Annotated in this window: 18 protein-coding genes; 10 read left to right on the top strand and 8 right to left on the bottom strand. The window is 68.3% G+C overall.

The genetic code is table 11. From position 1 onward, the window contains the following. The first annotated feature begins 33 nt into the window (after window positions 1-33). From V5F74_RS11415 to V5F74_RS11385, 7 genes are all read left to right on the top strand, one after another. Entirely contained in the window at window positions 34-123 is a 90-nt protein-coding gene (locus V5F74_RS11415; protein WP_081762578.1) for a K(+)-transporting ATPase subunit F, read from the top strand. Between the two features lie 10 nt (window positions 124-133). Next, window positions 134-1,843, top strand: a complete 1,710-nt coding sequence (gene kdpA / locus V5F74_RS11410) for a potassium-transporting ATPase subunit KdpA (RefSeq protein WP_394008120.1) — start codon at window positions 134-136, stop codon at window positions 1,841-1,843. 1 nt (window position 1,844) lies between these two features. Further along, the gene (locus V5F74_RS11405; protein ID WP_394008118.1) at window positions 1,845-1,976 is read left to right on the top strand and encodes a hypothetical protein; all 132 of its coding nucleotides are present in this window, start codon (window positions 1,845-1,847) and stop codon (window positions 1,974-1,976) included. Between the two features lie 17 nt (window positions 1,977-1,993). Beyond that, window positions 1,994-4,057: a potassium-transporting ATPase subunit KdpB gene (kdpB, locus tag V5F74_RS11400; protein WP_394008116.1), complete on the top strand. Its 2,064-nt coding sequence runs from the start codon at window positions 1,994-1,996 to the stop codon at window positions 4,055-4,057. Between the two features lie 188 nt (window positions 4,058-4,245). Then, window positions 4,246-4,854, top strand: coding sequence for a K(+)-transporting ATPase subunit C (locus V5F74_RS11395; RefSeq protein WP_394008114.1), 609 nt, complete (start codon window positions 4,246-4,248; stop codon window positions 4,852-4,854). 38 nt (window positions 4,855-4,892) lie between these two features. After that, window positions 4,893-7,598 (top strand): DUF4118 domain-containing protein, encoded by a 2,706-nt coding sequence (locus V5F74_RS11390; protein ID WP_394008112.1) that lies wholly within the window; start codon window positions 4,893-4,895, stop codon window positions 7,596-7,598. Beyond that, on the top strand, window positions 7,595-8,284 hold the full coding sequence (locus V5F74_RS11385; protein WP_024278219.1) for a response regulator transcription factor: 690 nt from the start codon (window positions 7,595-7,597) through the stop codon (window positions 8,282-8,284). Before V5F74_RS11390 ends, V5F74_RS11385 begins: the two co-directional genes overlap by 4 nt. Window positions 8,285-8,294: 10 nt before the next feature. Here the strand turns inward: V5F74_RS11385 and V5F74_RS11380 are convergent, their stop codons facing one another. The 8 genes from V5F74_RS11380 to V5F74_RS11345 form a co-directional block, all read right to left on the bottom strand. After that, a complete protein-coding gene (locus V5F74_RS11380; RefSeq protein WP_394008110.1) occupies window positions 8,295-9,203 on the bottom strand; it encodes a CopD family protein in 909 nt (302 codons plus the stop codon). Beyond that, entirely contained in the window at window positions 9,203-9,568 is a 366-nt protein-coding gene (copC, locus tag V5F74_RS11375; RefSeq protein ID WP_374249955.1) for a copper homeostasis periplasmic binding protein CopC, read from the bottom strand. The genes V5F74_RS11380 and copC overlap by 1 nt, the downstream gene beginning before the upstream one ends. Before the next feature lie 42 nt (window positions 9,569-9,610). Then, complete coding sequence (locus V5F74_RS11370) at window positions 9,611-10,522, bottom strand: hypothetical protein (RefSeq protein ID WP_394008108.1); 912 nt, start codon at window positions 10,520-10,522, stop codon at window positions 9,611-9,613. Window positions 10,523-10,565: 43 nt separating this feature from the next. Further along, entirely contained in the window at window positions 10,566-10,997 is a 432-nt protein-coding gene (locus tag V5F74_RS11365; protein ID WP_394008106.1) for a hypothetical protein, read from the bottom strand. Between the two features lie 237 nt (window positions 10,998-11,234). Continuing rightward, a complete protein-coding gene (locus V5F74_RS11360) occupies window positions 11,235-12,197 on the bottom strand; it encodes an amidohydrolase family protein (protein ID WP_029554871.1) in 963 nt (320 codons plus the stop codon). An 88-nt stretch (window positions 12,198-12,285) separates the two neighbouring features. After that, window positions 12,286-13,572, bottom strand: coding sequence for a hypothetical protein (locus V5F74_RS11355; protein ID WP_156026202.1), 1,287 nt, complete (start codon window positions 13,570-13,572; stop codon window positions 12,286-12,288). A 201-nt stretch (window positions 13,573-13,773) separates the two neighbouring features. Further along, window positions 13,774-14,409: an NrsF family protein gene (locus V5F74_RS11350; protein WP_029554873.1), complete on the bottom strand. Its 636-nt coding sequence runs from the start codon at window positions 14,407-14,409 to the stop codon at window positions 13,774-13,776. A gap of 9 nt (window positions 14,410-14,418) precedes the next feature. Further along, complete coding sequence (locus V5F74_RS11345; RefSeq protein WP_029554874.1) at window positions 14,419-14,964, bottom strand: sigma-70 family RNA polymerase sigma factor; 546 nt, start codon at window positions 14,962-14,964, stop codon at window positions 14,419-14,421. A gap of 451 nt (window positions 14,965-15,415) precedes the next feature. Between V5F74_RS11345 and V5F74_RS11340 the strand changes: the two genes are divergently transcribed. The 3 genes from V5F74_RS11340 (at window position 15,416) to V5F74_RS11330 (ending at window position 18,867) form a co-directional block, all read left to right on the top strand. Next, window positions 15,416-16,474, top strand: coding sequence for a carbon-nitrogen hydrolase family protein (locus tag V5F74_RS11340; protein WP_038192355.1), 1,059 nt, complete (start codon window positions 15,416-15,418; stop codon window positions 16,472-16,474). Window positions 16,475-16,550: 76 nt separating this feature from the next. Then, complete coding sequence (locus tag V5F74_RS11335) at window positions 16,551-17,744, top strand: branched-chain amino acid ABC transporter substrate-binding protein (RefSeq protein ID WP_394008103.1); 1,194 nt, start codon at window positions 16,551-16,553, stop codon at window positions 17,742-17,744. Between the two features lie 202 nt (window positions 17,745-17,946). Beyond that, complete coding sequence (locus V5F74_RS11330) at window positions 17,947-18,867, top strand: branched-chain amino acid ABC transporter permease (RefSeq protein ID WP_394008101.1); 921 nt, start codon at window positions 17,947-17,949, stop codon at window positions 18,865-18,867. The last annotated feature ends 2 nt before the right edge of the window (window positions 18,868-18,869 follow it).

Raw genomic sequence — 18,869 nt, 5'->3', positions numbered from 1 at the left:
GCCGCGAACGCGGCCGTATCGAAGGAAACTCCAATGACCCTCGATTTCGCACTGGGAGGCCTCATCACCGTGGGCCTCCTCTTCTACCTCACCCTCGCGCTCCTGAAGCCCGAGCGGTTCTGAGGAGGCCCCGATGACTCCCAACGGCTGGATCCAGATCGCCCTGTTCTGCGCGATCATCCTTGCGCTGACGCCGCTTCTCGGCGGCTACATGACCCGCGTGTTCGCGGGCGAGCGCACCTTCCTCTCCCCCGTCCTGCGCCCGGTGGAAGGCGCACTCTACGGCCTCGCCGGCGTGGACCCGAAGCGCGAGCAGACGTGGCTCGGCTACACCCTCGCCATGCTGGTGTTCCATGTCGGCGGCTTCCTGATCCTCTACGCCATCCTGCGCCTGCAGGACCTGCTGCCGCTGAACCCGCAGGAGATGGCGGCGGTGCCGCCCGACCTGTCGCTGAACACGGCCATCAGCTTCCTCACCAACACCAACTGGCAGAACTACGGCGGCGAGAGCACGCTGAGCTATCTCGCCCAGATGCTGGGGCTGACCCACCAGAACTTCCTCTCCGCCGCCACCGGCATCGCGCTGGCGGTGGCGCTGATCCGCGGTTTCTCCCGCGCCTCGGCGCAGACGGTGGGCAATTTCTGGGTGGATGTCACCCGCTGCACCCTCTACGTGCTGCTGCCGCTCTGCATCCCCTACACCCTGTTCCTGGTGTGGCAGGGCATCCCGCAGACGTTCGGCCCCTATGTGGATGCGACCACGCTGGAAGGCGCGAAGCAGACCATCGCGGTCGGCCCCGTGGCCTCGCAGGTGGCCATCAAGATGCTCGGCACCAATGGCGGCGGCTTCTTCAACGCCAATGCCGCCCACCCGTTCGAGAACCCCACGGCCCTCTCCAACTTCGTGCAGATGATCTCCATCTTCGCGCTGGGCGCCGGCCTGACGAACGTGTTCGGCCGCATGGTGGGGGATGAGCGCAAGGGCTGGGCCATCCTCGCCGCCATGGGCGTCATCTTCGTCGCGGGCGTCGCCGTCACCTACTGGGCGGAAGCGTCAGGCACGCCGGGGCTGAATGCGCTGGGCCTCACCGGCGGCAACATGGAAGGCAAGGAGGTGCGCTTCGGCATCGTCGCGTCCGCCCTGTTCGCCGTCATCACCACCGCCGCCTCCTGCGGCGCGGTGAACGCCATGCACGACAGCTTCACCGCGCTCGGCGGCATGGTCCCGCTCATCAACATGGAGCTGGGCGAGATCATCGTCGGCGGCGTGGGCGCCGGCATGTACGGCATGCTGCTGTTCGTGGTGGTGGCCATGTTCGTGGCCGGCCTCATGGTGGGCCGCACGCCCGAATATGCCGGCAAGAAGATCGAGGCCAAGGAAGTGAAGATGGCCATGCTCGCCATCCTCGTCCTGCCTTTGATGATGCTCGGCTGGACCGCGGTCGCGACGGTGCTGCCGGGAACGGTGGCGGCCATCAGCAATCCCGGCCCGCACGGCTTCTCCGAGATCCTCTACGCCTTCACCTCGGCGACGGCGAACAACGGCTCGGCCTTCGCGGGGCTCTCCGCCAACACGCCCTTCTACAACGTGACGCTGGCCGTCTCCATGTTCATCGGCCGCTTCATGATGATCGTGCCGGCCATGGCGCTGGCGGGATCGCTGGCGGCGAAGAAGACCGTGCCGGCCTCGGCGGGCACCTTCCCCACCCATGGCGGGCTGTTCGTCGGCCTGCTGGTGGGCGTCATCCTCATCGTCGGCGGCCTCACCTTCTTCCCGGCGCTCGCGCTCGGGCCGATCGTGGAGCACCTCGCGGCCGTGGCCGGCCAGACCTTCGGAGGCTGAGATGGCACGCCGCTCCCTGCACGCGCGGGCTCCGGCCCTGCGCACCTCCGAACTCATCCTCATCGTGACCCTCGCCGCCTTCGTCCTCGTCGCCGCCATCCAGATGGTGGTGCTCGTTGTCGGCACACCCTGATCTATCGGGAGCCATAAATGGCCAAGCCCCGTTCCAGCAGCATCCTCGACCCGGCCATCCTGGTGCCGGCCATCGGCGCGTCGTTCAAGAAGCTCGATCCGCGCGCGATGGTGAAGAACCCGGTGATGTTCGTGGTGGAGGTGGTCGCCCTCCTCACCACCGTCCTCTTCGTGCGCGACCTCGTGACGGGAGGCGCCGGCCTCGGCTTCTCCTTCCAGATCATCCTGTGGCTGTGGTTCACCGTGCTGTTCGCCAATTTCGCGGAAGCGGTGGCGGAAGGGCGCGGCAAGGCGCAGGCGGATTCGCTCCGCCGCACCCGCACGGAGACGCAGGCCAAGCTCCTCACCGGCTCCGGCAATGACTGGCGCGAAGTGGCCGGCACGTCGCTGAAAGTCGGCGACGTGGTGCTGGTGGAGGCGGGCGATGTGATCCCCTCCGACGGCGAGGTGGTGGAAGGCGTCGCCTCGGTCAACGAGGCCGCCATAACAGGCGAGAGCGCGCCGGTGATCCGCGAGAGCGGCGGCGACCGCTCGGCCGTCACCGGCGGCACCACGGTCATCTCCGACCACATCAAGGTGCGCATCACGGCAGCGGCGGGCTCCACCTTCCTCGACCGCATGATCCACCTGGTGGAGGGCGCCGAGCGGCAGAAGACGCCGAACGAGATCGCCCTCAACATCCTGCTCGCGGGCATGACGCTGATCTTCGTCTTCGCCACCGCCTCCATCCCGAGCTTCGCCGCCTATGCGGGGGGCACCATCTCCGTGGTCGTGCTGGTCGCGCTGTTCGTGACGCTGATCCCCACCACCATCGGCGCGTTGCTCTCAGCCATCGGCATCGCCGGCATGGATCGCCTCGTGCGCTTCAACGTGCTCGCCATGTCCGGCCGCGCGGTGGAGGCGGCGGGCGACGTGGACACCCTGCTCCTCGACAAGACCGGCACCATCACCCTGGGCAACCGTCAGGCGGCCGAATTCCGCCCGGTGCGCGGCGTGAGCCCGCAGGAGCTGGCGGACGCGGCACAGCTCGCCTCGCTCGCCGACGAGACGCCGGAGGGCCGCTCCATCGTGGTGCTGGCGAAGGAGAAATACGCCATCCGCGGCCGCGACATGGCGACCCTCAACGCCCATTTCGTACCCTTCACCGCCCAGACCCGCATGAGCGGCGTGGACGTGGACGGCACCGTGATCCGCAAGGGCGCGGTGGATGCCATCCTGAAGGATCTCCAGTCCCCCGGCTCGGCCATGCGTCCCGTCTCTCCGGAGACACTGCGCGAGGTGCAGGCCATCGCCGAGGAGATCGGCAAGGCCGGCGGAACGCCGCTGGCCGTCGCCCGCGACGGCAAGGTGCTGGGCGTCGTCTATCTCAAGGACATCGTGAAGGGCGGCATCCGCGAGCGCTTCGCCGAGCTGCGCCGCATGGGCATCCGCACGGTGATGATCACCGGCGACAACCCGCTCACCGCCGCCGCCATCGCCGCCGAGGCGGGCGTGGACGACTTCCTCGCCGAGGCCACCCCCGAGGCGAAGCTGAAGCTCATCCGCGACGAACAGGCCAAGGGCAAGCTGGTCGCCATGTGCGGCGACGGCACCAACGACGCCCCGGCGCTCGCCCAGGCGGATGTGGGCGTCGCCATGAACACCGGCACGGTGGCCGCCCGCGAGGCCGGCAACATGGTGGACCTCGACAGCGACCCCACCAAGCTCATCGAGATCGTGGAGATCGGCAAGGCGCTGCTGATGACGCGCGGGTCTCTCACCACCTTCTCCATCGCCAACGACGTGGCGAAGTATTTCGCCATCATCCCCGCCATGTTCGTGGCCTTCTACCCGCAGCTCGGCGCGCTGAACGTGATGGGGCTGGCCTCGCCGCAGAGCGCCATCCTCTCGGCCATCATCTTCAACGCCCTCATCATCATCGCCCTCATTCCGCTGGCGCTGAAGGGCGTGAAGTTCCGGCCCATCGGCGCGGCGGCGCTGCTCAAGCGGAACCTGCTCATCTATGGCCTCGGCGGGATCGTGGTGCCGTTCGCCGGCATCAAGATCATCGACGTGGCCGTCACCGCCCTGCACCTCGTCTGAACGTCTGAAAAGGAGCACGCCTCCCTTCTCCCTTACGCCGTCATGGCCGGGCTTGTCCCGGCCATCCACGTCCGGCGGCTGGGCGCCCGCAAATCGAGCAGCGCACCAGCGGCACGACGTGGATGCCCGGGACAAGCCCGGGCATGACGCAGGTGAAGGCAGGCGCCACGGCTCCAGGGAGATAGAACATGCTCAACACTCTTCGCCCCGCCTTCGTCCTCATCGTCCTGCTGACGGGGATCACCGGCCTCGCCTACCCCTTCGCCATGACCGGCGCCGCGCAGCTCGTCTTCCCGTCGCAGGCCAATGGCAGCCTCATCGAGAAGAACGGCACCGTGGTCGGCTCCGCCCTCATCGGACAGACCTTCACGTCCGACCGCTACTTCCACGGCCGCCCCTCCGCCACCACCGGGACCGATCCGGCGGACGCCTCCAAAACCGTGCCGCAGCCCTACAATGCCGCCAATTCCATGGGATCGAACCTCGGCCCCACCAACCCCGCCCTTATGGATCGGGTGAAGGGCGACATGGCGGCGCTGAAGGCCGAGAATCCCGGCGCGGCGGTGCCTGTCGATCTCGTCACCACCTCCGCCTCGGGGCTCGACCCGGACATCTCGCCGGAGGCCGCCTTGTTCCAGGTGCCGCGCATCGCCAAGGCGCGCGGCCTCAATGAGGACGTGCTGCGCCGGCTGGTGACGCACGAGACGGACGAGCGCACCTTCGGCCTCCTCGGCGAGCCCAAGGTGAATGTGCTCGCCCTCAATCTCGCGCTGGACCGCTTCGCCGGCGCAAAATAGAACAGGCGGGACCTGAGCGGCCCGGCCGGGAGACGGCAATGCCCGAAGAGCGCGAGAGCGACCACCGCCCCTCGCCGGACGCCCTCCTGAAGGAGGCGCAGCGGGAGAGCCGTGGCCAGTTGAAGATCTTCCTCGGCGCCGCCCCCGGCGTCGGGAAGACCTATGAGATGCTCGCCTCCGGCCGCACCCGCCTGAAGGAAGGCGCCGACGTGGTGATCGGCGTGGTGGAGACCCACGGCCGGCGCGAGACGCAGGCGCTGGTGGAGGGCTTCGAGATCGTCCCCCGCCGGAAGGTCTCCTACAAGGGCCGGCAGCTGGAGGAGATGGACATCGACGCCATCCTCGCCCGCAAGCCCGATCTGGTGCTGGTGGACGAGCTGGCCCACACCAACGCCCCCGACAGCCGCCACGCCAAGCGCTACATGGACGTGGAGGAACTGCTCGCCGCCGGCATCAATGTCTATTCCACGCTGAACATCCAGCATGTGGAGAGCCTGAACGACGTGGTGGCGCAGATCACCCGCATCCGCGTGCGCGAGACGGTGCCCGACGCCATCATCGACCGCGCCGACGAGATCGAGGTGATCGACATCACCCCCTCCGATCTCATCCAGCGGCTGCACGACGGCAAGGTCTACGTCCCCGACACCGCCCGGCGCGCGGTGGACAATTACTTCTCCCCCGGCAACCTCACCGCTTTGCGCGAGCTGGCCCTGCGCCGCACCGCCCAAAGGGTGGACGAGCAATTGCTCAGCCACATGCGCGCCCATGCCATCTCCGGCCCGTGGGCGGCGGGCGAGCGGGTGCTGGTCTGCATCAGCGAGGACAAGCGCTGCGCGGCCCTCGTGCGCTATGCCAAGCGCCTCGCCGACCGGCTGCGGGCGCCGTGGGTGGCGCTCTATGTGGAGACGCAGCGCAGCTTCCAGCTCGGCGACACCGAGCGCGACCGCATCGCCGAGGTGCTGCGCCTCGCCGAGCGGCTGGGGGCGGAGGCCGTTACCGTGCCCGGCGGCGCGCATATCGCCGACGATGTGCTCGGCTATGCCCGCTCCGCCAACGTCACCCAGATCGTCATCGGCAAGTCGGACCGCTCACGCTGGTTCGAGATCCTGCACGGCTCGGTGGTGCACGACCTCGTGCGCCGCTCCGGCAACATCTCCGTCCATGTGATCGCTGGCGACGCCGGGCCGCCGGCATCCGAGGAGGCGCGCGCGGTCGCCCCGCTGCCGGTGCGCCGGGAGGTGCGGGCCTATGCGGAGGGCGCGTTCCTCGTCGCCGCGGCGACCCTCGTGGGCGTCGCCCTGCAACGGCTGCTGGGGCTGCAGAACGTCGCCCTCGTCTTCCTCACCGCCGTGCTGGTGAGCGCCGTGCGCTCCGGCCTGTGGCCGGCGCTGGCGACCTCGGTCGCCGCCATGATGGCGTTCAATTTCTTCTTCATCCCGCCGCTCTACACCTTCACCATCGCCGATCCGGAAAACGTGATCGCGCTGTTCTTCTTCCTGGTGGTGGCGGCCATTGCCAGCAACCTCACGGCGCGGGTGCGCGGGCAGGCACTGGCGGCGCGGGCGCGGGCGAAGACGACGGAAGACCTCTATCTCTTCTCCAAGAAGCTCGCGAGCGCGGTGAGCCTCGACGATCTGCTCTGGGCCACCGCCTTCCAGATCGCCTCCATGCTGAAGGTGCGTGTGGTGATGCTGCTGCCGGAGGATGGCGCGCTCACCGTGAAGGCCGGCTACCCCCCGGAAGACGCCATCGACGCGGCGGATCTCGCCGCCGCCAACTGGACCTATGAGAACAACCGCCCCGCCGGCCGCGGCGCGGACACGCTGCCCGGCGCGCGCCGCCTGTTCCTGCCCATGCACACCGGGCGCGGGGCGGTGGGCGTGGTGGGCATCGACAAGGACAAGGAAGGCCCGCCCCTCTCGCCCGAGGAACGCCGGCTGCTCGACGCCCTCGCCGACCAGGCGGCCCTCGCCGTAGAGCGGGCGAACCTCGTCTCCGACGTGGAGAAGGCGCGGCTCGACGCCGAGACCGACCGGCTGCGCTCGGCCCTGCTCACCTCCATCTCCCACGACCTGAAGACCCCGCTCGCCTCCATCCTCGGCGCAGCGGGCACCTTGAGGAGCTTCGCCGCCGCCCTCACCGAGGACCAGCGCGGGGAGATGCTGGCGACCATCGAGGAGGAGGCGTTGCGGCTCAACCGCTTCATCGCCAATCTGCTCGACATGACGCGGCTCGAATCCGGGGCCATCGTGCCCAATGCCTCGCCCACCGACCTCGCCGAGATCGTCGGCAGCGCCATGCGGCGGGCGGCCTCCATCCTGAAGGACCACCGGGTGGAGATCGACCTTGCGCCGGACCTGCCCATGCTGAACGTCGATCCGGTGCTGTTCGAGCAGGCGCTGTTCAACCTCCTCGACAATGCCGCGAAATACGCGCCCGCCGGCTCCCTCGTCTCCCTCCACGGCTGGGCCGAGAATGGACATGTGACGTTGCAGGTGCTGGACGAAGGGCCGGGCATTCCGGACGAGGACGTGGACAAGGTGTTCGACAAGTTCTTCCGCGCCCGCAAGCAAGATCAGGTGCGCGCCGGCACCGGGCTCGGCCTCGCCATCTGCCGCGGCTTCATCGAAGCCCTGGGCGGCACCATCGCCGTGGCCAACCGGGCCGACCGCTCCGGCGCCGTCTTCACCATCGACCTGCCGGCGCGGGCGCTCGCCCCCATGCTGGAGGCGGCCCCGTGAGCGCGGCGGTGAAGCTCCTGGTGGTGGACGACGAGCCCGCCATCCGCCGCCTGCTCGCCACCGGCCTGCCGACGCAGGGCTACGGGGTGGAGAGCGCCGCCACCGGCGCCGAGGCACTGGCGCTCATGGCCGCGGGCGCGCCCGATCTCGTCATCCTCGACCTCGGCCTGCCCGACATCCCCGGCCGCGACCTGCTGCGCCGCTGGCGCGAGGAGGGGCTGACCTGCCCCATCATCATCCTCTCCAGCCGCACCGACGAGCCCGGCATCGTGGAGGCGCTGGAGGCGGGGGCGGATGATTATGTCACCAAGCCGTTCGGCATGAACGAGCTGGTGGCCCGCATCCGCGTCGCTTTGCGCCACCGCCTCCAGCAGCAGGGCGAGAAGCCCCTGTTCGTGGTGGGCGACCTTTCGGTGGATCTGGTGCGGCGGATCGTGAAGGTGAAGGACCGGGAGGTGAAGCTCTCGCCCAAGGAATACGCCATCCTGCGGGTGCTGGTGCAGCATGCGGGCAAGGTGCTCACCCACCATTATCTGCTCTCGCAGGTGTGGGGCGAGATGCACGATCTGCAATATCTGCGCGTCTATGTCCGCCAGCTCCGCCAGAAGCTGGAGGACAATCCCGAAAAGCCCCGCTACATCCGCACCGAGACGGGCGTCGGCTATCGCCTCGCGGAGCCGGAGTGAGCCGCCCCGGCTAGAGCTGCGGATCGCTCATGCCCAGCAGCGCGGCGAGGAAGACGGCGACAAGGGCCAGCGCCACCTCCAGCCGGCTGTTCATCGCGATGCGCGCAAGGTCCGCGCCCCGCGCGTCCGAGCGGGCGAGGCGCAGGGCTATATGCCGGTTGCGCAAGGCGAGGCAGACAAGGCCGGCGAAGACCGTCGCCTTCAGCAGAACGATGCGGCCGTAGATCGTCCCCGGCAGCGCGGCTGGCGTCTCGATGTGCAGGATCGCGGCAAGACTACCGCCGAAGCCCACCATCAGCACCGCCCCGATGCCGACGCAGGAGAACCGCCGCAGCACGGCGCCCGGCGCCTTTGCGGCTTCATCAGGCGCTTTCGCCCACCCGTCCAGCAGCACGATGAGCGGCAGCAGCCCGCCGATCCACACCGCCGCGCCCGTGCCATGGACCGCATGGACCGCCACCAGCATCACCGCCCGCGCCCCTTCGGCGGCACCGGGATGGCCCAGGTGGCTTTCACTCGCCATCAGCACCACCCCCGCGCCGGCGACCGCCGCCAGCCTTCTGCGTCCGCGCGGGGCGAGGCAGGCGAGCGCGGCCACGACGAGCACGGCCAGCCGGAACGCCATGGCCCGGCCGAACCCTGTTTCCAGCAGGAAGCCGGAGACGAGGCTCGAATCGGCAAGGCTCGCCGGCGCACCAGTGATGTCCACCAGCGCAGCCCCCGCCCACATGAGCGCGGAGACAAGCGCGGCCGGCAGCGCGAGCAAAACCATCCGCTCCGCCGCCCGCACGGCTATGGCGCCCGCTGCCCCGGCCCACACCGGAACGGCGGGGAACACGAACAGCGGCGCCCCGAGCAGCACCAGCCCCGCCGCGAAGTGCACGAACCGCGCGGCGAGGATGAGGGGGAAGACGTCCACTATTTGCCGACCTGGAAGCCGAAGCTGCCCTCGGTCTTGTGGGTGTCCACCGAGACGATCTTCCACTGCACCTTGTAGGCGCCGGCCGGCAGCGCCGCCCCCAGCTTCAGCACCAGCGCCTTGGGATCGGAGGCATCGGCCGCCGCGCCGGAGGCGACGGCCGAACCGTCCGCACGGGTGACGACGATGGAGGAAAAACGGGGCTCCACCGCCTCGCTGAAGACGAGGCGGACCTCGCTGGGACCGGCCGAAACGGTGGTGCCCACGCCTGGCACCGCCTTTTCCAGATGGGCATGGGCGAAGGCGGCGGTGGCGGACAGGAGGCCGAGGGCGGCCGCGGCGACGAGGGTTGCGATGCGCTTCATGATGGATCTCGCGAAAAGGGGATCAGGGAAGGGAACGGCGTCTCAGGGAAAGAGAGGCTTTCCGATGCCGTTCGGGAAGATATCGTCCAGGAAGAAATGCAGCTGGCCGATCACGCCCACATGGCTGCCGCTCTGGGCATTGATGGGAATGAGCGCCTCAAGGCCCACCTGCACCGCGCCATTGGACCAGATGACACCGGGATTGATGGTGCCCGTGGTGATGCGCGCGCCGTCGCCGATGTTGGAGACCGGCGACTGGAAGCTCGCTTCCACGATGGGCGTGAGCTGCTTGATGAAATCCGGCTGGCCGGTCATCTCGCGCACGTTCTGATTGAGGTAGGGCAGGCTGTATTGCAGCGACAGGCCCCAGGTAAGCACGCGCGGGTTGGATTCGAAGGTCAGCGGATCGGTGAGCTGGGTGGGAAGGCCATAGCCCAGCTGGCCGGTGATGGCGAAGGGGCGGAGCAAGGCGAGGCTGTCCGGTAGGTCGCCGAAGCCCTTGCCGAAATAGAGATTCGGCGAGACCGTGGTGTAGCTGTCCACCACCTTGGAATTGCCGGTGCCGCCCCATTCGATGCTGAGGCCCAGAGAGAAGATGAATTCATGCTCCGCATTGTTGAGGAGCATCCATTTCAGCGTCGTCTCGATGTTGTCGAAGCCCGAATGGCCGGGGGTGTTCTGCAGCCATCCGCTTTCGACCGAGATGCCGAGCCACGGGGTGATGGTCTTGGCATATTCTAACGAATAGCCGGTGCCGCCGACGCCGTCGCTATCCTTCAGATATTGCACGGTGGGCAAGGCGAGCTCATCGGCCACGGCCGGATCGTCGAAGGTGAGGGTCGCCGGGAACACGCGGTCGCCCGCGATTCCATGGGCGTGCGCGGAGGGCGGATGCGCAGCGAGAAGAAGGCCGGTCAGCGCGCAAAGGCTGACGGCACCGTGAAGCCTGGTCATGAAAAATCCTCGTGAGAAACCGAAGGCGCGCGAGCGCGCCGGTTCAGGCGGCCGTGATGGCGGTCACGAGGTGGGGAGGTGCGCGTGGCGGCGGCCCGCGCTTGAAGGGAAATTGCGTGGCCAGCTGGGCGGCCGGAAGATCGGCACGCACCATGTGGAATCTGCCCACGGCACCGAGGGCGACAGGCGTCGGCGGCGGCGCCAGCATCCCGTCGGCACAGGGACAGGCGATGCAATCCGCGCAGCAGGGATGGGCGGGGGATTGATCGGGGGCGGAAGAGCCCGCCTGCCCGCTCTCGTGCTCGCACAGCAGGCCAGAGGCGACGAGCCCTTCGACCTCGACCGCATTCCACCTGAGGCCCGCGGCATTGCCGGCCTGAACGAAGGTGGCGACACCGTTGACGAGGATCAGGACGACAAAAAGCAGACGCAACGCAACGGGAAGGCGCATGACGACCGGAAGGCGCAAAGCCAAGCGCGCGCGTCCGGCCCATCCGGCCGCGCCGTCATGCGCCCCACTGCCTGCCCCGCCCCGCATCCCGCCCTGCGTGTGTTCGTGTCCCGAAGGCTGCGAGAATACCAGCGAAGATGAGGATGACGCAACCAACGGCGCGGTTCGTCTTGCAGCCTTCGTCGAATTACAGAGAAAAACCGGAAATGACGCTAGGTAAAACCACGCCACCCCTCCCGACACAACCTGAACGCGCAGCCCCTATCCGCCGAAGAACACCCGCTCGGCCGTTCCCCGCAGCAGAAAGTCCCTTTGTTGATCGTCGAGGGGCGCGCGGCGGGCGATGAAATCGAAAGCCGCCTGGAGGGTGTTGGGCGGTTCGCGCTCCAGCACCGGCATGTCGCTGCCCCACATCAGCCGGCCGGCACCGAAGGTGGCGATGAGGGCGACGAGTTGCGGGATCACCCGGTCGTAAGGAGGCGTGTCGAACTTGTTGAGGCCCGACACCTTCACCGTCACGCCCGGAAAGGCGGAAAGCGCCAGAAGCCTGTCCAGCTGCCGGGTGTCGCCGGGCTTCACATGGGCCATGTGGTCGAGGCAGACATTCGTCGCGGGGTAGCGCCGACACATCTCGGCCACATGCACGAGCGCGTCGTCGCTCATATCCGGGCTGTCGCGCAGGAGCGGGCACAGCACGAGGTTTTCTTCCGCCGCCGTCGCCCAGATGGTCGCCATCACGGAAGAGGTGAGCCAGGAGGCGGTATTGACGCCCCTCAGGCGGACCCCCTTCACGCCCGCCGTCTTGGCCGCCTGCATGGCCTCCGGCGCGTCGGCCCGCCGATCGTCCACCGCGCCGACCACGGCGAAGGTGCCGGGGTGCGCCCGCGCGGCATCCGTCAGGTAGGAGCTGTCGAAACCGAAATAGCCGATGTGCTGAACCAGCACGACCCGCGACACCCCGATGGCCGCCTCCCGCGCCAGCACGGTGTCGATATCGTAGTCCGGCGGATCGCGGTCGCGCGCGGTCTGGCCGTTGACCATGGGATAGCGGGAGAGATCGCCGCCCCAGCTGTGGCTGTGTGCATCAATGAGCCCGCCGGCCGCGGCCCGTGCGCCCGAAGCGATACCCCCGGCGACGGCGAGTGCCGCCGCGCCTTTCAGCAGGCTGCGGCGATCAAAGCCGCCTCTGTCCCGCGCCCCGACCCGGCCCTCGCTTTGCGACATCGCCTGCCTCCCGCCCGGAACAGCCGCGCCCTAGATGGGCACGGCCCGTGCCGTTCTGGCAAGAGCATCGACCGCCGCCGGCCGCGGATCAGATCAGCGCATCCGCGCTCCCGTGCACGGGATGAAGCACGTCATGCACATGCGCCGCCAGCGCCGCCGCCCGGTCGGACAGCTCGTGCACCAGCGCGGGATGCGCCGACTGCGCATGGTCGAGAATGGATGAGCCGATGGCATCGAGATAGTCGGCGACCGCCGCCGGCAAATGGAGGTCCGGCAGATGATCCGCGCCCAAGGCCCCATGAGCGTGCGACGCCGCCTCCAGCAACCCCGCCGCCCGCGCTTCCAGCGTGGCGAACACGGCGGAGAGATCGTCCGGCGCGCCGGACGCGGCCGCCTTCAGGGTCGCGAAGGGGTCGGAGACCATGGCGTTGGCGGACAGGAGGGTCGGCGCATCCGCTTCGAACCCCAGCGAGACATGCGCGCTCGTCGAACTCTTCTCGGCGTCGGTGACGGTGAAGGTCACGTCCCGCGCGCCGCTCGGGGCGGAGGCGGCGGTGGAGCGATAGGACACCTGCTCGGCGAGTTGGCTCGCTTGCGCATCCGATATGGCGGCGGAGAAGGTGAAGGCGAGGTCGTGCCCGTTGTGTCCATCGGCCGAGACCGTGCCGACCTGCTTCCCATCGAGATAGAGTTTCTTGCCGGTGATGCTGAAATGCCCATCCGACAGATAAAGCTGATCGGTCGCGGTCGCGCCGGCGAGATGGACGGCGAGCTTGCCGCCCTTGAAGCCGGTCAAATCGGGATTGGCCACATGGACGTCGGCGTCGATGACGACGCCCGCTGCGGCCTGCGAGGCGGAATGGACCGACTGGGCATCGAGGCCGGAGAACACGGGCGCGTCGTTCTCGGGCTTCAGCTTGAGCTGCATGGTGGCTGAGGTATCCGCACCGGACGAGTTTAAAACTCTATAAGTGACGACGCGACCGAACGCTGAGGGTGTGTCGCCATCGTAGTAATATGAGACCGCTCTCGCCATAGCGGTCATAGATTCTGCTGTTACGTTCGGCTCAAGAGTGACCGATATGTACGGACCGCCTGACGTGACTGTTCCGACCAGCACATCATTATAATAAACAGATCCAAAATCTTGTCCGTAAACGACCTTTATACCCCCACCGTCTTTAAGGTAGAAATGGTCATTTCCACCAAAATTGGTAACATCGACAAGAAAGTATCCTTGGGTGAAAATATCAGGCGATGTCGCCGTAAACGTCACATTCGAATCCAGCACCACCGGACCCGCATTCACCGTGTTCTCGGCCAGCGTCTTGCTCTTATCGAGCCCGCTGAAGCCGGTTTTTGCCTTTGCCGCCATGACCGCAACTCTCCCTGACCAGAGTTGCAATTAGGGGTAGCTAAGCGCCGTGGCGCGGTCTAGGCGGTGACGGAACGGCAGGCGGAAGACGGAGCCGGCAAGCGACCAAAGGGCAACAGTGACGGGCGGCGGCGCCGGCCGCCGAAGAGCCGCCCGTTCGCAACCCGCGGCAACGGCGGCGCGGGAACCGAAGCCCCTGCCCTACCAGCGCAGCAATCGGCTACCCACGAGCGCGCCCACCGCCGTCACCACCGCCACCGCGATGCTGTACCAGGCGAGGACGAACAGCGGGGAATCGTCCACGCAATGGAGGGCGTAGAGGGCGGCGCCGATGCCGCCCGCAGCGAGGCCCGCGGCGGCGCCGGCCAGCGTCGGGTGGGTGGGGGCGCCGCGCCGCAGGGCGAGGAGGAGCGCGCCCAATGCCGGGGCGGCGATCATGGGAATGAGCGTCGTGCAATAGATGGCGTAACGGCCGACGAGTTCGTGCCGCCACTGGCTCGCGGGCGTCGTCACCAGCTCGGACGCGACACCCGCCGCAAGCAGGAGGGCCGGCACCAGCAGGGCCCGCGCTGCCCGTCCCACCGGCGCGCCGGGCTGCGACAGGCGCAGCGCCAGCACCACCGCCGATGCGGCGAGCGTGAGCGTCACCGCGAACTTGAAGGCGAGGCGCCATTCCACCAGCTGGGTCAGAAGATGCGGCCGCGGCGAAAGACGCAGGGCGAACACGCACGCCGCCGCCACGACGCCGACGACAAGCGCCAGCGCCAGCGTGCTCCTGAAGCTGCGCACCGGCCGCGCGTCGGCGGCGAGGGCGCGTATGAGGTCATCGGTCTTCACGTCGTTCCTTCACTCCTCCCTCAGGCGGGCCGAAAGGCTCGCAAAGGCGCGATGCAGCGCCACGCGCACCGCGCCGGGCGTCATGCGCATCCGCTCCGCCGTCTCGGCGACGGAGGCGCCCTCCACCGCCACCGAGCGCAGCACCGCCTGCTGCTTCTGCGGCAGCAGGGCCAGGTGCTGTTCCACCTCCATGGCCCCGGTGTCGGGCCGCTCCTCCGGCGCCGGGAGAAATTCGGCGAAATCCTCCACCGGGACCTCCACCCGCCGCCCCCGCCGACGCAGATGGTCCACCATCTTGTTGCGGGCGATGGTCCAAAGCCAGGGCCCGAGGGGGTCCTCGGCGCGCCAGGTGTGCCGCTTCAGGTGCACCGCCAGCAGCGTCTCCTGCACAATGTCCTCCGTCTCCGCCGTGGGCGCGCCAAGGCGGACAAGGCGGCGCTGGACCACCATGCGCAGCGCGGGCGCCAGCTCACGGAGCAAGTGCTCATAGGCCGCGCCATCGCCGGCAAGCGCGCTCCGCATCAATTGCGCCCACCGCAGTTCGCGGTCGTCCATCTACACGTTCCCGAGGGTCAGTTCGCACGCGCCCACCCGAACGTTACAGCCCGAACCGGCGACGCGCTCATTTTTCGCAAGGATCATTCTTCGCCGCGTCCCGCAAGGCAATGGGCGAAGGCGGGGCGCTTGGCCGCGCCACCCGGATATTGGCCGCCCCCGAACTTCGCCGCGCCATCGGAAATCGTGCAAGGCGCGGTGCGCAAAGAGGGCGATGGTCGGCCCGAAGGCCATCCTTTGCGCACCGCGCCTCATCCAGAGGCGGCGCGCAGCCGGGCAATTGCGCCCTGTCGAGGCAAAGCGCCCCCGGCACCGGCCCCGGAACCGCGCCCACACCTGCCGCATAGGAATATGCGCAAGTGCCCCTGCACATTTGCGCCCTTCCGCACACGGGACACCACGCCATCATGAGCCGGCGTACCCACCGCCGCCCCACTGGCAGAAGAGCCCGATGACCGTCCAATATCCCCGCTTCAAGGCCGCCGCCTGCCACGCCTCGTCCGTCTTCCTCGATGCGGACAAGACCGCCGAGAAGGCCTGCGACCTCATCGCCGAGGCCGCCGCCAACGGCGCCGCGCTGGTGGTGTTCCCGGAATCCTTCCTGCCGGGCTTCCCGGTGTGGGCGGCGCTGCAAGCGCCCATCTACAATCACGGCTTCTTCCGCGCGCTGGTTGCTGAGGCGCAGAAGCTCTCGGACGGTGCCATCCGCACCATCCGCATGGCGGCGCGCCGGCACGGCGTCCACGTCTCCCTCGGCTTCACCGAGGGCACCGACGCCAGCGTCGGCTGCATCTGGAATTCCAACGTGCTGATCGGGCCGGACGGCGCGATCCTCAACCACCACCGGAAGCTCGTCCCCACCTTCTACGAGAAGCTGGTGTGGGCGAACGGCGACGCGCGCGGCCTGCGCGTCACCGCCACCGAGATCGGCCGGGTCGGCATGCTGATCTGCGGAGAGAACACCAATCCCCTCGCGCGCTATGCCCTGATGGCGCAGGGGGAGCAGGTGCACATCTCCTCCTATCCGCCGATCTGGCCGACCCGTCCGCCCGAGGAGGATGGCGCCTACGACCTGAAGCGCGCCATCGAGATCCGCGCCGGCGCTCATGCCTTCGAGGCGAAGGTGTTCAACATCGTCGCCTCCGGCTTCGTCGATGCCGCCATGCGCGAGGCCATGGGCAGCATGGGGAAGGCGAGCCTGGAGGTGATGGACAAGTCCCCGCGCGGCATCTCCATGGTGCTCGATCCCACCTCGCAGGTGGTGGGCGAGGTGCTGGGCGAGCACGAGGGCATCCTCTACGCCGAGATCGATACTGCCCGCTGCGTGGAGCCCAAGCAGTTCCATGACGTGGTGGGCTATTACAACCGCTTCGACGTGTTCCACCTGGAGGTGGACCGTTCCGCCCGCGAGCCGGCCTATTTCTCCGAGGGCGCGGCCATCGCCCGCGCCGCCGACGACGGGGCGCTCGACCCCACGGCGGACATGCTCTTCGCCGACGGCGCGGCCTGAATTTTCCTCGACCGGGGCCGGCAACGACCGGCGCCGCACGGCCTCACCAGAACAAACCCTTCCAGAGGATCATCACATGGCAACGGATCAAATGTTTGCCCGCCGAAAACTGCTCAACGTCGCCGGCGCGGCGCTCGCCGCGCTGTCGCTGGCGACGGCGCCCGCGCTGGCCCGCGACACGGTGAAGATCGCCTTCATCGGCCCGCTCACCGGCGGCAATTCCGCCACCGGCCTCGGCGGCCGCAATTCCGCGTCGCTGGCCGTGGACCTGCACAACGCCAAGCCCGACGCCAAATACACCTATGAGCTGGTGCCGTTCGATGACGAGTGCAAGCCGAACGTGGGCGTTCAGGTGGCCACCAAGGCGGCCTCCGACAAGTCCATCATCGCCGGCATCACCCATTACTGCTCGGCGGTGGCCATCGCCACGGTGGACACCTACAACCGCTTCGGCCTGCCGGTGGTGGTGTGGGGCGCGGTGCTGCCGGAGATCACCTACGGCAACGACTACAAGGAAATCCACCGCGTCAACGGCACGATGATCAACGAAGGCAAGATGGCCGCGGAGTTCCTCACCAAGCAGGGCTTCAAGACCTTTGTGGTCATCCACGACACCACAGACTACGGCAAGGGCCAGAACAAGTATTTCGCCGAAAATCTGAAGCCCCAGGGCGGCGAGATCCTCGCCACCTTCCCGGTGCCGCCGGACCAGCAGGACTTCACCGCCGAACTCACCAAGGTGAAGGAGCTGAAGCCGGACGTGGTGTTCATCGGCGGCCTCACGCCGCTGGGCGTGCGCGTGCGCTCGCAGATGGACCGGCTCGGCATCCCGGCGCAGCTGGCCGGCGTGTCCGGCATCATGAGCGCCGGCTTCATCGAGGGCGCCGGCCCGGCAGCCGAGGGCACCGTCTCGTTCCACAACGGCGCGCCGCTGACCAAGTATGCTGACGGCAAGGCCTTCATGGACGCCTATGCCAAGGCCGGCTATCGCGAGGACCCGGACGCCTACGGCCCGTTCGCCTTCTCCGCCGCCAATCTCATCATGGACGCCATCGAGAAGGCCGGTCCGGACCGCAAGAAGGTGCGCGACATCCTCAACACCACCAAGGGCTACAAGGCGCTGGTCGGCGAGATCAATTTCGACGACCACCGGCAGAACATCGTCTCCGCCAACGTCTATGTCTCGCAGGACGGCAAGTGGGTCTACTGGCCCGACAGTGCCTATGCGACGGGCAGCAAGAAGCTGCCGGGGAAGGCAGCGAGCAACTGAGGGGCCGGCTCTGGCCCCTCAGCCCGTCATCCCCCGGCTTGTCCGGGGGATCCACCGCAGCGCCACGACCGACGCCTGGCTTTCGAGCAGCGAACCCGCGGCCAAGTGGATGCCCCGGACGAGCCGGGGCATGACAGCCCCCCTTCGCCCCCGGCGCCCTTCTTGCAGCGCGCCGGCCTGTGCTCCCCTTGAGAGACCCGCCATGGATCCCGGACTTCTCGCCCAATACCTGTTCAACGGGCTGATGCTCGGCACCATCTACGCCATCGTCGCGGTCGGCTTCTCGCTGTTCTTCGGCGTGCTGGACGTGATCAAATTCTCCCACGGCGACGTGGTGACGGTGGGCGCCTTCTCCGCCTTCGGGGCAGCGGGGCTGATGGCCGCGCTCGCCACCCTCTCCGGCCCGCTGGCGCTGGCGGTGGGGCTTATCGCGGCGCTCGGGGCGGGCGCGCTCTCCGGCGTCATCATCGGCCGGCTTCTGGTGCTGCCGCTGAAGAACGCGCCGGGCGTCAACGTGCTGCTCGCCACCCTCATGGCCGGCACCGTGCTGCGCGAGGCCATCCGCCTCGGCGTGCCCAACGGCGGCAATCCCAAGCCCTTCCCGGCCCTGCTGCCGGACGGCGTGCTGAAGGCGGGATCCTTCAGCGTGGGGATCGACAGCGTCATCATCCTCCTCGCCGGCCTCGCGGTGGTGCTGGCGACCCACCTCGTCATCACCCGCACCCGCCTCGGCCTTTCCATCCGCGCGGTGGCGCAGGACGAGGAGGTGGCGCAGCTCGCGGGGGTCAGCTTCAACCGCACCGTGCTCGGTACCTTCGCGCTGGGATCGATGCTCGCCGGCCTCGCGGGGCTGATGCTCGGGCTCTACTACCGGGAGATCAACTTCAACATGGGCGTCATGCTGGGCATCATCGGCTTTGCCTGCGCGGTGGTGGGCGGCCTCGGCAGCCTCATCGGGCCGATCATCGGCGGCTTCCTGTTCGCGGGCGTGCAGACCCTCGTCACCGTCGTGCTGCCCTTCACCAGCGCCTACAAGGACGTGGTGGCGTTCGCCGTCATCATCGCCCTGATCGGCCTGTTCCCCACCGGCCTCATCGCCGAGAAATCCAGCGAGCGGGTGTGAGA

Origin of the sequence: Xanthobacter aminoxidans (assembly GCF_043193615.1) — a bacterium.
Classification (GTDB): domain Bacteria; phylum Pseudomonadota; class Alphaproteobacteria; order Rhizobiales; family Xanthobacteraceae; genus Xanthobacter; species Xanthobacter aminoxidans.
The sequence above is the reverse complement of the archived record's forward strand: the minus strand, read 5'-3'. Positions and strand labels throughout refer to the sequence as shown.

Bases quoted from the DNA above. Each gene is read 5' to 3' on its own strand.
- V5F74_RS11370 (WP_394008108.1), bottom strand. From the start codon at position 10,522: ATGACCAGGCTTCACGGTGCCGTCAGCCTTTGCGCGCTGACCGGCCTT.
- kdpB (WP_394008116.1), top strand. From the start codon at position 1,994: ATGGCCAAGCCCCGTTCCAGCAGCATCCTCGACCCGGCCATCCTGGTG.
- V5F74_RS11360 (WP_029554871.1), bottom strand. From the start codon at position 12,197: ATGTCGCAAAGCGAGGGCCGGGTCGGGGCGCGGGACAGAGGCGGCTTT.
- V5F74_RS11345 (WP_029554874.1), bottom strand. From the start codon at position 14,964: ATGGACGACCGCGAACTGCGGTGGGCGCAATTGATGCGGAGCGCGCTT.
- V5F74_RS11340 (WP_038192355.1), top strand. From the start codon at position 15,416: ATGACCGTCCAATATCCCCGCTTCAAGGCCGCCGCCTGCCACGCCTCG.
- V5F74_RS11390 (WP_394008112.1), top strand. From the start codon at position 4,893: ATGCCCGAAGAGCGCGAGAGCGACCACCGCCCCTCGCCGGACGCCCTC.
- V5F74_RS11335 (WP_394008103.1), top strand. From the start codon at position 16,551: ATGGCAACGGATCAAATGTTTGCCCGCCGAAAACTGCTCAACGTCGCC.
- kdpA (WP_394008120.1), top strand. From the start codon at position 134: ATGACTCCCAACGGCTGGATCCAGATCGCCCTGTTCTGCGCGATCATC.
- V5F74_RS11355 (WP_156026202.1), bottom strand. From the start codon at position 13,572: ATGGCGGCAAAGGCAAAAACCGGCTTCAGCGGGCTCGATAAGAGCAAG.
- copC (WP_374249955.1), bottom strand. From the start codon at position 9,568: ATGAAGCGCATCGCAACCCTCGTCGCCGCGGCCGCCCTCGGCCTCCTG.
- V5F74_RS11415 (WP_081762578.1), top strand. From the start codon at position 34: ATGACCCTCGATTTCGCACTGGGAGGCCTCATCACCGTGGGCCTCCTC.
- V5F74_RS11330 (WP_394008101.1), top strand. From the start codon at position 17,947: ATGGATCCCGGACTTCTCGCCCAATACCTGTTCAACGGGCTGATGCTC.
- V5F74_RS11405 (WP_394008118.1), top strand. From the start codon at position 1,845: ATGGCACGCCGCTCCCTGCACGCGCGGGCTCCGGCCCTGCGCACCTCC.
- V5F74_RS11395 (WP_394008114.1), top strand. From the start codon at position 4,246: ATGCTCAACACTCTTCGCCCCGCCTTCGTCCTCATCGTCCTGCTGACG.